The organism is candidate division WOR-3 bacterium, from assembly GCA_029858255.1.
In the GTDB taxonomy this organism is placed as follows: Bacteria; Hydrothermota; Tepidihabitantia; order SM23-42; family SM23-42; genus SM23-42.
Genome location: JAOUFJ010000013.1, coordinates 53,340 through 66,175, shown reverse-complemented (window position 1 = coordinate 66,175; position 12,836 = coordinate 53,340). Strand labels below are relative to the sequence as shown.

At 48.2% G+C, this 12,836-nt stretch carries 13 protein-coding genes; 2 read left to right on the top strand and 11 right to left on the bottom strand.

Annotated elements, in window-relative coordinates:
• From rodA to OEV79_07225, 5 genes are all read right to left on the bottom strand, one after another.
• On the bottom strand, nucleotides 1-1,140 hold a 1,140-nt coding region (rodA, locus tag OEV79_07245; GenBank protein MDH4211229.1), incomplete at its 3' end, for a rod shape-determining protein RodA.
• Complete coding sequence (mrdA, locus tag OEV79_07240) at nucleotides 1,124-2,875, bottom strand: penicillin-binding protein 2 (protein ID MDH4211228.1); 1,752 nt, start codon at nucleotides 2,873-2,875, stop codon at nucleotides 1,124-1,126. The genes rodA and mrdA, both read right to left, overlap by 17 nt.
• The gene (locus OEV79_07235; protein MDH4211227.1) at nucleotides 2,857-3,282 is read right to left on the bottom strand and encodes a hypothetical protein; all 426 of its coding nucleotides are present in this window, start codon (nucleotides 3,280-3,282) and stop codon (nucleotides 2,857-2,859) included. Before OEV79_07235 ends, mrdA begins: the two co-directional genes overlap by 19 nt.
• Before the next feature lie 2 nt (nucleotides 3,283-3,284).
• Nucleotides 3,285-4,043 carry a rod shape-determining protein MreC gene (locus OEV79_07230; protein ID MDH4211226.1) on the bottom strand — a complete coding sequence of 253 codons (759 nt, stop codon included), beginning with the start codon at nucleotides 4,041-4,043 and terminating at the stop codon, nucleotides 3,285-3,287.
• Nucleotides 4,044-5,087, bottom strand: a complete 1,044-nt coding sequence (locus tag OEV79_07225; protein MDH4211225.1) for a rod shape-determining protein — start codon at nucleotides 5,085-5,087, stop codon at nucleotides 4,044-4,046.
• Between the two features lie 127 nt (nucleotides 5,088-5,214).
• On the opposite strand from OEV79_07225, the gene OEV79_07220 reads away from it, so the two are divergent.
• Both OEV79_07220 and OEV79_07215 read left to right on the top strand, forming a co-directional pair.
• Nucleotides 5,215-5,385 carry a hypothetical protein gene (locus tag OEV79_07220; GenBank protein MDH4211224.1) on the top strand — a complete coding sequence of 57 codons (171 nt, stop codon included), beginning with the start codon at nucleotides 5,215-5,217 and terminating at the stop codon, nucleotides 5,383-5,385.
• A 163-nt stretch (nucleotides 5,386-5,548) separates the two neighbouring features.
• Nucleotides 5,549-5,845, top strand: a complete 297-nt coding sequence (locus OEV79_07215; GenBank protein MDH4211223.1) for an integration host factor subunit beta — start codon at nucleotides 5,549-5,551, stop codon at nucleotides 5,843-5,845.
• Between the two features lie 97 nt (nucleotides 5,846-5,942).
• On the opposite strand, the gene OEV79_07210 is transcribed toward OEV79_07215, so the two are convergent.
• The 6 genes from OEV79_07210 to OEV79_07185 all read right to left on the bottom strand — a co-directional run bounded on the left by OEV79_07210 (nucleotide 5,943) and on the right by OEV79_07185 (nucleotide 12,835).
• Nucleotides 5,943-7,526 (bottom strand): FMN-binding glutamate synthase family protein, encoded by a 1,584-nt coding sequence (locus OEV79_07210; GenBank protein ID MDH4211222.1) that lies wholly within the window; start codon nucleotides 7,524-7,526, stop codon nucleotides 5,943-5,945.
• Nucleotides 7,527-7,609: 83 nt separating this feature from the next.
• On the bottom strand, nucleotides 7,610-8,020 hold the full coding sequence (locus OEV79_07205; protein MDH4211221.1) for a four helix bundle protein: 411 nt from the start codon (nucleotides 8,018-8,020) through the stop codon (nucleotides 7,610-7,612).
• An 80-nt stretch (nucleotides 8,021-8,100) separates the two neighbouring features.
• Nucleotides 8,101-8,802, bottom strand: coding sequence for a 2Fe-2S iron-sulfur cluster-binding protein (locus OEV79_07200; protein ID MDH4211220.1), 702 nt, complete (start codon nucleotides 8,800-8,802; stop codon nucleotides 8,101-8,103).
• Nucleotides 8,799-11,873 (bottom strand): FAD-dependent oxidoreductase, encoded by a 3,075-nt coding sequence (locus tag OEV79_07195; protein MDH4211219.1) that lies wholly within the window; start codon nucleotides 11,871-11,873, stop codon nucleotides 8,799-8,801. Before OEV79_07195 ends, OEV79_07200 begins: the two co-directional genes overlap by 4 nt.
• Nucleotides 11,874-11,897: 24 nt before the next feature.
• The gene (locus OEV79_07190; GenBank protein MDH4211218.1) at nucleotides 11,898-12,281 is read right to left on the bottom strand and encodes a (2Fe-2S) ferredoxin domain-containing protein; all 384 of its coding nucleotides are present in this window, start codon (nucleotides 12,279-12,281) and stop codon (nucleotides 11,898-11,900) included.
• Nucleotides 12,278-12,835 carry an ATP-binding protein gene (locus tag OEV79_07185; GenBank protein ID MDH4211217.1) on the bottom strand — a complete coding sequence of 186 codons (558 nt, stop codon included), beginning with the start codon at nucleotides 12,833-12,835 and terminating at the stop codon, nucleotides 12,278-12,280. The genes OEV79_07190 and OEV79_07185 overlap by 4 nt, the downstream gene beginning before the upstream one ends.
• Nucleotide 12,836 lies beyond the last annotated feature (1 nt).

The window sequence follows — 12,836 nt, the reverse complement described above, 5'->3', positions numbered from 1 at the left end:
ACCGATCGCCATGAAACACGCGAGAAGGGCAGAACCGCCCGAGCTTATGAATGGTAAAGGTACTCCGGTAACCGGTAGCAGACCCATGGTCACGCCGATATTGATGAATGTCTGGTAGGCGATCCAGATCATGACCCCGCTAACAAATATGTTCGAGAATCGGTTGCGCGTTTCTTTTGCCAGGTAGAGCAACCGATATATGAGATAAACATAGACCGTGATGACGACGATTATACCAATTAGGCCGAATTCCTCGCCCAGACACGAAAATATGAAATCGGTGTGGCGTTCTGGCAGGAATTCCAACTTCTTCTGCGTTCCCGAAAGGAACCCCTTGCCGAATAGACCACCGGAACCGATCGCGATCTTCGACTGTATTATCTGCCACGACATGCCCTGAGGATCCAGCCATGGAGAGAAGAATGCGATGATTCTCTTTTGCTGGTAGGTTTTCAGAGAATTCCAGACCAACGGCATGATCAGGCCTACTAATGAATTGCTCGCAAAACCGTAGATCAGATCGGTTAGCTGTTTCCGGAAATAGAGGAAAATCATCAAGATTGCCATATATCCCACCCATGTGTAGATTGAAAAGCTGGCGATCGCTGATACTATTGGTGAGAATAGAATCAATATTTTTAGACCAGGCATGCCAGCCCAATAGCTCATTACCAGCAGTATTGGCAGGAATATTTGTGCGGCTCCAAGGTCCGGTTCAAGGAATACTAACAGTGCAGGCAATCCAGTGATCACTATTGGCACTACCATGTCCGAAAAATTCTGGAGTTTTTTTCTCGTGGATAAGTAGTTGGCTAGCATTAGTACCGTTGCGAACTTCGCGAACTCAGATGGCTGCATGGAAAAATCACCGAATCTTATCCACCTCCGCGGGTAGACATCACTTTTAATGAGTATTACGAATATGAGGACTAATGCCAGAAAATATATTATCGGGCTCAGATTGAGCCAGATACGCGGGGAGATACGCGAAAAAAGAATTGCACAGAGGATAGAAAATACCAGCCAGGTTATCTGCTTGGTCATGATTGCCGAGCCGGCAGTCGAATATATCATCACGACTCCGAGCAGCGACAGTGCAAATGTCGTCCAGATAATGCCGAGATCAGTTTTCTTGATCATAGGCCGCTTGAATCAATGACACCTCTGTTTGCTTCTGCTCTAATTTATTGAGAAATAGTTTGATGATCTTGCCGGCAATCGGAGCAGCAATGCTACCGCCGTGCCCTGCATTTTCGATAATGATGCAAACCAAAATCACTGGATTGCCGGCCGGGGCAAAGCCGACGAAGAGAGAATGATCATCGCCGTGCGGATTCTGGCTGGTTCCGGTCTTGCCGCAGACTTCGACGCCTGGAACGCGAGCAAGAGTGCCGGTGCCCTGGTTCACTACGCCAGCAAGTGCATTATTCACGGTCTCGATGGCTTCCGGGGAGATGTCGGTAGTGAAGTACGTCGTGTCGCTCTTGGCGATGATGTGTGGGATTGGGATTTTTCCCGCATTTGCAAAGATCGCGTATGCACAGGCCAGCTGCAGTGGTGACACGAGCAGATCCCCCTGTCCGATGCTCAGATTGAAAATATGTCCTTGGGTCCAGTTCTGGCCGTACCTCTTTGCGAACCATTCCCGGTCCGGTAAAATACCTCCTTTCTCGTTCAACAGATCGATGCCTGTTCTCTTCCCAAAACCGATCCTGCTGACGCGTTCTGATAATGTGTCGATACCTGTCAGCCTGCCCAATTGATAGAAGTAGATATCGCATGAGTTGATAATCGCGCCGGTCAAGTTCAGGCGTCCGTGTTTTTTCCAGCACCTGAAGGAACGCCGTCCGAGCCGGTATGCACCTGTACAAACATCAAATCTCTTTTCCTTGTTGATTGTTTTTGAATCGAGTGCGGCAAGGGCGACAAAAGGTTTGAATGTCGATCCAGGTGGATAACAACTCATGATCGCCCGATTGTACATCGGAGCATTCGGGTCGTTATTCAAAACATCCCATTCGGTTCTTTTGAGTCCGTGGGTGAATAGATTCGGATCAAAACTAGGTTTAGAGTATAAAACAAGAATCTCACCACTCTGAGGATTTAAACAAATGCATGCCGCTTTCTCATGGGCTTCTAGGTAAACAGCCACGGATTCGGTCAAGGCGAGGTCGATCGTCGTAATGAGATCTACCCCCGCGGTCGGCGGGATGCTTCTTTTCTCGGTGATCTTGCTCACTTCCTTTCCACGGGCATCGACTTCAACATACTCAATGCCGTTGGTTCCTCTTAGAATATTCTCGTAGTATCGCTCCAGACCCAGTTTACCTATGTAATCACCCAATATATACGTTCTGTCTTTTTCGATTTCCTCGCAGGTTATTTCACCGACATAACCTACAACGTGAAAGAACAATTCGCCGTGGGGGTAATTCCTGAGTGGTTCGACACCCACCTCAACGCCACTGAAGGCATCCGCTTGCTCTTCGATCAGGGAGAGTTGCCCGTATGATATGTCATGGGCTATTTTGACCGGGCTGAAGGAGTTCTTTTCGATCCGGCTTTTCTCGATGATCTCTTCTTCCTTGATGCCCAGGATGCTGGAGAGAGCGCTGAGCGTCTTCTGATCGATCACGGCCCTTACAACCGATACGTAGAAACCAGGTCTGGTGTTGGCGATTTCCTTGCCGTTCCGGTCCAGGATCCGTCCGCGTGGTGCCGGGTCAAAGTTTCGCCTGATGCGGTTTTCTTCGGAAAGGCGTGAGTACTTTTTGCCTTCAAAAATCTGAAGCTTGATGCTCCAGAGAACAATAATTGCGGCGAGTGCAAAAATGAGATTTCGAATTGCTTTGAAAGTTATTGCTTTTTCATCCATATACCGTAGCCGATTCTATTCAGCAAAAAAACAATAGGGAAGAATATGAGAATCGTAAATATTATCCGGGCAGCATCAATGTGCGCCGAGACAAAGACATTGAGAGCAGCGGTTTTGACGAGATACAAGACGGTGAATGTGGCGATGGTGGTGAGCGGGTTCAGTACAAGGAATCTCTTCAGATAGAGCAGTAACTGGGTCAGAGAAATATAGACGATGGCGTTGACCCCGAGTCGAACGGGATAGTAGAGGTCGGTCAAAAGACCAGTCGCGAAAGCAAAGATAAGGGCAAAGCGTGCATCCTCTTTCATGATGACAAAGAATACGATTATTGTGGCAATTTCAATTGTGCTGTTGAAAGGCAGACTGAGGTACAAGGCAAGAAAATAGAGTAAATAGCGGATCATTTTCAGTTCCTTGCGGGATTTGTCAAAGTATCTTGGACTACGTACACTGACACCAGCCTGTTAATCTGGGAAGCCGGAGTGATGTATACGTTTTTGAAGAACATATCCTCGGATTCAGAGATGGTGTGGACGTTGCCGATCAAAATACCTTTTGGGAATATTTCGCTCATTCCCGAGGTCGTTATCGAATCACCAATACCAATTGCATCGTTATGACGGATATAAAGAAACATGAGATTCTCTTGTTTCTTCACGATACCGTGAATGCCGGTGCTCACATCGATTGCACTGACCGTGAAGCCTCGGTTTTCGATTGTCTCAACGATGCTGCTGGACGGCCCGACGTGTCTTATCTTGCCGACGAAACCGTCGACCGAGAGTACTGTCTGATTTTCGGAGACGCCGTGCACAGTGCCCCTGTCGATGTGCAGGTAGCCATTTATGTTGAGCGGGTCACGGCCCACCACCGATGCTTTCAAGAGAATGTACGACCTGAATTCCAGATTTGTCGTGTCGACGACGAGTTGGTCCTTTAGTGTTGCATTCTCGAGCTTCAATTGGTTTACGATAGTCTCAAGTTTCTCGATGCGGGTGTTTGAGATAGCGAGGTATTCAACAAAAGCAGTCGTGATACGGAAAGGAAAGAGGAGAAATGACGAAAGGTCTCTCGCTAAATTGAGATTGGTGTTTTCGCTTAATAAAACTGGTATGGTAGATACAATGAATAGAAGGATGAAAAGTATGATCTGCTGACGACGCAACTATGCTCGCTTCATTGTATAGATGACCTTTTCGTACCGATTCAGGTCTTCGAGGATCTTTCCCGCACCTATGACCACGACCTTGTTCGGTTCATCGGCGATCGTCACTGGCAGATTGGTCTCTTCTCTGACCAGGGTATCGATGCCTTTCAGGAGTGAACCACCACCGGCCATGTATATACCGTTATTTACGATGTCCGCAGCAAGTTCCGGAGGGGTTTTCTCAAGGGTGAGCCGTATCGTTTCTGAGATCATCGACAGAGGTTCCTGAATGGCTTCCCGCACCTCGTGGCTGGTGAGTTTCACCGTTTTTGGGATGCCTGATACAAGGTCACGTCCTTTGACCTCGAGGGTTTTTTCTTCAACGGTCGGGAACGCATTGCCTATCCCGACTTTGATATTCTCGGCAGTTTGCTCTCCGATTATGAGATTGTAGGTCTTCTTGATGTACTGGATTATGGCATCATCCATTTCGTCACCGGCAATACGGATAGAGCTGTTCGTCACGATGCCAGATAGAGCGATGACGGCAATTTCTGTCGTACCACCACCTATGTCGACGATCATATTTCCGATTGGTGAATGGACGGGTAGACCGATTCCTATCGCGGCAGAAATTGGCTCGGGCACGAGGAAGACTTCGCGCGCGCCTGCCGCTTCGGCAGAATCTCTGACCGCTCTCTTTTCGACTTCGGTTATGCCAGATGGTACACAGATCAGAACACGCGGGCGCGTAAAAAGGCGTTTTTTCTGAACTCTTTCAATGAAAATACGCAGCAGCAATTCAACCATCTCAAAGTCAGCAATGACCCCGTCTTTCATTGGCCTTATTGCCTTGATGTCGTTTGGTGTTCTGCCCAGCATTTGCTTTGCTTCATTTCCGATCGCAAGGCATTTCTTCGTTTTCGTATCAATCGCGACAACTGTTGGTTCATCAAGAACGATGCCGCGGCCATTCACATAGATGAGGGTTGTACGCGTGCCCAGGTCTATTGCTATGTCGCTCAAGAACTGGCTTCTGATACCTCGTAATACAGAGAATATGTTAAATGCCACTTGCGGTCCTCCTTTGTTAGTAGAATGATATTTACTTTTCTCTGAAAGTCAAGGAAAAAATTGGGAAACGTTGACAACGTCAATGTATTGTGTAAAATTATGAGGGAGGTACCCAATGAAGGAGAGCAGGAAGAAAACCGAGCGCCGCAAGAAGGAAAGGCGGAAGCTTCTGACTGAAAAACAGTTTCGCAATCTGATTGAAAAGGGGAAAGTATCGAAGCGTGACCAACGATCATGGGATGAACGGAGGAAGACCAAGAGACGTAAGAAACAGATGGGCGTATAGGGTTCGGAGCACGCGGGTTTTGATTCGTAATTTCGTGATAAAAGCATTGACAGATGGGTTCATTTGAATATAATAGATTGTCGCCGCTGGCATCCCCAGCTCTGTAAGTCAGGGCAGTAGCGAAGCATATGTTCGGAAGAAAAACAATTAGCAAGGAGGAATGATGCGAAGGGAATTTTTGATTGAGAAAATCGCCGAAAAGATAGGCCCGGCGTACACTAAGACAGATATCGAAAAGCTGATTGATACATTCCTGGATACTCTTTTTGATGTTTTAATACAGAATAAGAGGGTAGAATTGAGAAGATTCGGGACATTCGAACTCAGGAAACGTCCGGGCCGAAGTGCAAAAGCCCCTAAGAGTGGTAAAGTGTACACTCTGGCTGATCGCTATGTACCGTTTTTCCGTCCTTCAAAGATATTCAAGAACATGGTTCAGGAGAAAACCCAAACAGACTGATGCCTGATATCAGATAACCGATGTCTGATATCAGATAACAGACATCACATGCCAGATTTCGGTTACTTGTTATCGGTTATCTGTCATCAGTAATTAGTTATCCGTTAAGTATTTTTTCAACCTCTTCCTTGTCAACATCCATCACGTAAGGGATCCCTGAAATATCCGCGGCATCTTTGGTTAAAGATGCAATATCGTCACGTGTGATATATTTGAGGGCGAACTTGCGGTTTCCGGTCATGAGCTGCTTCAGCCCCTGGGCCATTCTCTCCACATAGGTATAGACGCCCAGTGCACCTGGCGGCACGCGATCGAAATCCTTACCCAGTTCTTTCTTCAGTTTTGATGCCGTAACGAAGATTTCCTCTTTTTTGTTTCCGAAACGCTCGACGAACACCGGTATTTCACCCTCATCGATCTTCTTGCCGATGGTCTTACCGACCATTGCCGCACAGAGAGGACCGCGGGCCATACCTACGATTTTTGTGTAAGGTGCGCCAAGGGCAAGCGCCTTGAAGATCTGGTCTTCAAAGGCGATACCGCCAGCAAATGCCAGCGAAGGAACATAATCGCCTTTTTTGGCCAGCTTGTCGGTGTAGAAGTATGCCAGGGAATGGATCTCAACCGGAGGCATGCCCCATTCGTTCATCATATGCCACGGACTCATACCAGTGCCGCCGCCAGCGCCGTCAATGGTCAGCAGATCGATCTTTGCTTTCGATGAGTACTTCACCGCTCGCGCCAGATCGGCTGGTCGGTACGCACCAGTTTTCAAGAATACGTGCTTGGCGCCGGCTTTACGCAATTCGTCAACCCGTTTCATGAACGATTCCTCGTCAACCATTCCGATCCGGGAATGTCTTTCGAACTCGGTGAATGTTTTGTGCTCAAACGCCTCGATCACATCTGGATCCAGCGGATCGGGCAGTACGACATACCCCCGCTTCCGCAACTCCTGTGCCTTCTTGAGGTCCTTTATTTTTACCTCACCGCCGATATCTTTGGCGCCTTGTCCCCATTTCAGTTCGACCGTCTCAACGCCTAACTTCCGGATGGCGAATTCCTGCACACCCAGTCTGGTATCTTCGACATTGGCCTGAACGATTATCATGCCGAAACCGTCTCTCTGCCAGTCCTTGTACAATTTCACGCGCTGTTCGAGATCTGGTGCTTTGAGTATTTTGCCGTCTTTTATTTCGCTTGTCATGTCCATGGCAACGACGTTCTCGCCGATCGTCAGCATGGTTCCGGATAATGCGGTTCCGATCGCCAATCCATCCCAGTTGTTCTTGGCGACATTTGTTGATCCCAGTCCAGGGACGACCATCGGGAATTTGAGTTTGATGTCGCTGTTTGCGCCGATTTTCTGTTCAATCGTTACGTTCGGGAATATCGCTTTGTCCGGATCGGCCTCCACTCCCATTGCGCCCACTGCTGTGCCCATGATATTGAAGTGAGAGTAATCCACCGGGTAGTTCTTTTCGGATGCTGCAGTCAGGATGCCGAACGGCTGCGGGTATATTACTTCGTGGCCGCGATATGCGGATTTGCCTATTTCACACATGCCGATACAACCATCGACACAAGTAACGCACATTCCGCTGAGCGGAACGATTGAATCTTCAGTTCTATTTTTTGTTAACGTTGCCGCAGAGGCATTCATTCTTGATAATGAGGGCATTTTTTCTCCTTTCCTACTTAAAGTAAAACAATTAAGGTAAACGGTTACGATGCCCGTTTCGTAAACAAAGGTTAGAGATACGTTCATCTAACATCTTTGCTTCCCCTTTTAAACTTGCTCCAGGCTATTGCCAAGTTGTATAACTGACGGCCGGATTTGTCATATGTGTCAATCAAACTATTACACAAATCAACATCGGCGGAATTATCGTAGATGTCTCTTGCCTGAGACAGACTGACGATAGTCTCGTTGCATTCCGCCATGCCATCATCTAAGTATTTTTGGAACCCCATTTTTTGATGTCTCTTCGCATAGCCTTCTGCGATGAGGCGAGGGATTGCTTTACACGAACGGCTAAGCTGGTCTTTCAAGTCATACTTCTCACTCTCGGGTAACCTTGGTACTATTCTTTTCATAATTTCAATGCATGCCTTATATGTATTTTGATAAACATCGAGGTCGTGAAAACTAGTTATCCGCTTTTTTTCTTTCATACGTTACCGCTTGACGTCACCGAAACGGGCTTCGTTACCGTAACCAATGTGTCCATGATCTTGCTGTCATCCATTATCTGCTATCTCTTATCTGTTTTCCTCTGATCAGGTCTTCCTTCGCACGTTCCGCAATCGCCGGTTGTGCCCATCCAGCATTGATAGTCATCATGAGTTTCAATGCAGGATGGCTCCAGGGACAAGCATCCGCTGCAGAGATCAGTTGGTGCATCCGGGCCCTGGCACCTCATCTGACAGGCGGGGCAGATATAGATACAGCCACCGCATAGTCGGCACTGTTCTGACCGGATATTGAAGGGCGTTACTATCTTCTTCTTGTACCCGCGTTCGGTGAAACCGATGGCTCCAGACTGCATTTGTTCTTTACACATGCGCACACACAATCCGCAGAGCACACAGTCATCGTTGCGTACCGGGAAACGCACCTTGGTCACGTGATACTTCGACGCGAGGTCTTGGATTGTTTTTGATTGCGGGCTTATGGAAACCAGTAGTTCGATCATCATCTTCCGGGCACTGACCACTCGTTTCGTATTAGTGCGAACACGAAGACCTTCTTCAATCGGATACGTGCAAGAACTGACAAGTTTACTGTTTTCGCCAGTGCCTATTTCGACGAGGCACAAGCGACAACCGCCATAAGGTTTCAAACCTTCGTTGTAGCAAAGGGTGGGTATTTCAATGCCATAGAACCTGCACGCCTCCAAAATTGTCGACCCTTCCTCGGTCTGCACCTCGAGTCCATTCAAAATGAAGCTTATCATGATTGCTCCTTTTCATCTTCTTCTTTTACTTCCAGATCGCATCGCAAACAGCGTTTCGCTTCTTTTATTGCTGAGCTTCTGTTTAAACCGAGATCAACTTCGGCAAAGTTCTTGCGACGGGCTGCAGATTTTGTTTTCCTGGAGTCTTGTCTGGTGCTTTCAAGTGTCTCTGCAACCGTCAATTTTACGGGCTCGACGTATACTGTTGGTCTTGTTACCTTATACTCTAACCTTATCGGTCTGTTCTTCAAATATTGATCGATGGTCTCGGCAACTCTTTTGCCGTCAGCCATCGCTTCGATTACTGAGCTTGGTCCGCGTATCGCATCACCACCTGCAAAAATACCCAGGACATTTGTTGACAGCGATTCCTTTTCAACAACGAAAGTATTCCATCCCGAGATTTCAAAATCGTGTTCTTCTTCAAGGAATGACAAGTCAGGTTGTTCGCTTATGGCTGATATGAGAGTGTCGAGTTCGACAACAAACTCCGAATCCTTTATTGGTATGGGTCGGCGCCTTCCACTCTGGTCTACAGTGCCGAGCTGCATTCTTGTGCATTTGATTCTGGTGACGTGTCCGTCCTTCACGATGATTTCGGTCGGCGCGGTCAGGAACTGGATATCGATGCCTTCTTCCAGCGCGCTTTCGATTTCTTCCGCGTATGCCGGCATTTCGTTGCGTGTTCGACGGTAAATGATCGTAACCTGGGTGACTCCTGGCAACCGGTTGGCTACACGGGCAGCATCAACTGCGGAATTACCGCCACCGATTATGCCCACTCGACTGCCGAGCGTGACTTTCCTGCCGAGGCTGACGTCGGTAAGAAAACGCATTGCCGGGATCACGCCACTTGCTTCTTCATTCGGTATTCCTAGTTTTATGCTCTTGTGCGCACCGATTGCTATGTATACTGCCTTGTATCCCTGCTGAAGCAACTTGTCCAGGGTGAAATCTCTGCCCAGTTTTTGTTCCGTTTTTATATCGACGCCGGCATTGAGCACTCGTTTTATGTCCTCCTTGAGGGCTTTGCTGGGTAATCTGTATTCAGGGATGCCGACCGCGAGCATGCCGCCGACTATGGGTAGGGCCTCGAAAATAGTTGGAGCATAGCCCTTGTGCGCGAGCGCGTGTGCGGCCATCAGTCCGGAAGGTCCAGAACCGATGATCGCGACCTTATCGCCGGATGGGGTTTTTGTTTTCGGACGTCTCCTCCCATCGCTGTGCTCGATTGCTGCCCGTTTTAGTTCACGGATGGCAATCGGTTTGCCGCCTTGACCAGCCCGGCACTTTGTCTCACACGGATGATGACATACACGTGCGCAGACATTTAGCAGGGGATTGTCCTTGAGAATAATCTCATAGGCTTTGTCAAAATCACCGTGCGCGATATAGGCTATATATTGTGGCGCTTCGGTTTCAATCGGACACGTATGCTGGCAGGGTGAGGAGATAATACTTTTGCACACTACGGCGGGGCACTTCTTGTATTTTATATGCGCCTCGTACTCATCCATGAAATAGTTGAGCGTGCTGAGTACCGGGTTTGCCGCGGTCTGTCCGAGCCCGCACATCGAAGCGTCTTTGGTAGCCTGGGCAAGCTCTTGGAGCAGGCCGATGTCGTCCTGCGTGCCTTTGCCTTTTGTGATTCGTTCGAGTATTTCCCATATCCTTTGTGTACCCTCGCGACATGAAAGGCACTTTCCGCAGGATTCATCGCGCAGGAAGTTCATGAAATACTTGGCTACGTCAACCATGCAGGTATCCTCATCCATCACAATCATACCGCCGGACCCCATCATCGACCCGGCTTTTCGTAGACTTTCGTAGTCAATCGGAAGGTCGAGCATGTTCCTGGGTATGCAACCGCCCGAAGGGCCGCCGGTCTGCACGGCTTTTATCTGTTTGTTATGAGGTATACCGCCGCCAATTTCATATATGATATCTTTCATGGTGATGCCCATTGGTACCTCGACAAGCCCGGTGTTGTTTATCTTGCCCACGAGCGAAAAGATCTTGGTTCCCTTACTTCCTTCGGTTCCTATCTCCGAATACCATTTTGCGCCGCGCAGTATGATGTGAGGTACATTTGCCCATGTCTCAACGTTGTTAATATTTGTCGGTTTTCTCCAGAGGCCTTTTTGCACGGGATACGGCGGGCGTTGTTTTGGAATACCTATTTTCCCTTCGATTGCTGCCAGCAGGGATGTTTCTTCGCCCGAGACGAAGGCTCCTGCACCACGTTTGACTTCGATGGAGAAATCGAAACCAGTACCCAATATGTCTTTGCCGAGCAATCCGTACTTTTCTGCGTGCTCTATAGCTATCCTTATTCGTTGCAGGGCGAGCGGATATTCGGTACGAACGTAGATAAAGCCTTTCGTCGCACCGATTGCCCTGGCGCCGATGATCATGCCTTCGAGCACGGCATGTGGATCTGCCTCCAGTATGCTACGGTCCATGAATGCTCCCGGGTCACCTTCATCGGCATTACATACTACGTATTTGTCGTCACCGGGTGTTCTACGGCATAGTTCCCATTTTAACCCAGTAGGAAAGCCGGCGCCGCCGCGTCCCCTGAGACCTGCTTCTTTGATCTCTTTTATGATCTCTTCGGGATTCATTTCGGTCAGTGATTTTTCGAGTGCCTGGTATCCTTCAAACGCTATGTACTCGTCGATGTTCTCGGGATCAATGCGGCCGCGGTTCTTTAGCACGATCAGCCTTTGATGGCTGAAAAAGCCAATATCCATCATTTTTGGCACGGGTTTTTCTCCGGCCGGCGGAACATACATTAGATTTTTGACGGGTCGTCCTTTGAGCAGATGTTCCTCCACGAGGTGAGGGATATCTTTGAGCTTGAGCTTCTGGTAGAATATGCCATCTGGTTGAACAACAACGATCGGCCCCCGTTCACAGAAACCGTTGCAGCCAGTAGCGATCACTCTTACCTCATTATGCAGTTTTCTTTTCAGTATTTCTTTCTCCAGTGTTTTCTTGATATCGTATGACCCTGCTGCTACACATCCTGTTCCAGCGCACACCAGCAAATGTGTTCGAAATTCTTTCAAACTAACCTCCTTATCGGCCGCAGGTTAATGCGTTCTCTCGCTGCCAACAGCAAGTGCGTATTCGTTGACGATGGTACCCTTTATGATATGCTGGTTCAATATTTTCCTCATTTTTTCGGTCGTCAGGTCCACATACTTAACCGGCGGCTTGCCCGTGACCTCTACCGTTGCCATTGGCTCGCGACTGCACAGCCCGGCACATCCTGATGTTGTGACGATCAAGTCATCGAGTTTCTTTTTCCGGATGTCCTCGAGTAGATTCGAGAGTATCTCGCGTGCACCTGCTGCTATGCCGCAAGTTCCCATGTGTACCGTGATTTTCGCCCGCGCTTTGCCTTGCCGTAGCACCGCGGTCTTTCTGACTTTGTCGCGGATCTTGGCTAAATCGCCGATCTTCAATTTTTTCATTTTCTGCTCCTTTCAGAAATCTCATTCAAACCGCCCTGAATGTAATCCTTCAGAAATGCAATTACTTCGGGGTTATTAATTGCCACACCTTCAAGTATTTTTTTGACTTCTATCGAGCTGAAGACGAATTCGTTGCCGTTCTTGTGGTGCCGGTAGATCAGGTCAACTTCCGTACCGCTACCGACGATGAACGCCGAAATCGTCTCTGCCATATTGCCAAGTGGTTTTCGGTCAATATGATCGTATACAAAAATAGCACTGATGTTTGTGCCTTTGCCGAGTTCGGAATCTATCTTGAAACTGCCTCCGGCTTCTTTCGCGGCCTGCGCCAGCATGGACAGACCAAGTCCGACTCTCCTGACAGTTTTTTTAGTGTAAAATGGGTCGAGTACTTTTGTCAATGTTTCTTTGTCCATACCTTTACCATCATCCTTTATCTGTATGATAAGGCGATTCTTTCCTGTCTCTTCTCTGACCTCAAGACCGATCATCTTTGCACCCGCGGTTACAGAATTTTCCATGATATCCAGAATGTGTAGAGAAAGGTCGTCCAAT

Excerpts from the sequence above, each read along its gene's own strand:
- mrdA (MDH4211228.1), bottom strand. The coding sequence starts at position 2,875 with ATGGATGAAAAAGCAATAACTTTCAAAGCAATTCGAAATCTCATTTTT.
- OEV79_07235 (MDH4211227.1), bottom strand. The coding sequence starts at position 3,282 with ATGATCCGCTATTTACTCTATTTTCTTGCCTTGTACCTCAGTCTGCCT.
- OEV79_07220 (MDH4211224.1), top strand. The coding sequence starts at position 5,215 with ATGAAGGAGAGCAGGAAGAAAACCGAGCGCCGCAAGAAGGAAAGGCGG.
- OEV79_07215 (MDH4211223.1), top strand. The coding sequence starts at position 5,549 with ATGCGAAGGGAATTTTTGATTGAGAAAATCGCCGAAAAGATAGGCCCG.
- OEV79_07210 (MDH4211222.1), bottom strand. The coding sequence starts at position 7,526 with ATGCCCTCATTATCAAGAATGAATGCCTCTGCGGCAACGTTAACAAAA.
- OEV79_07205 (MDH4211221.1), bottom strand. The coding sequence starts at position 8,020 with ATGAAAGAAAAAAAGCGGATAACTAGTTTTCACGACCTCGATGTTTAT.
- OEV79_07200 (MDH4211220.1), bottom strand. The coding sequence starts at position 8,802 with ATGATAAGCTTCATTTTGAATGGACTCGAGGTGCAGACCGAGGAAGGG.
- OEV79_07190 (MDH4211218.1), bottom strand. The coding sequence starts at position 12,281 with ATGAAAAAATTGAAGATCGGCGATTTAGCCAAGATCCGCGACAAAGTC.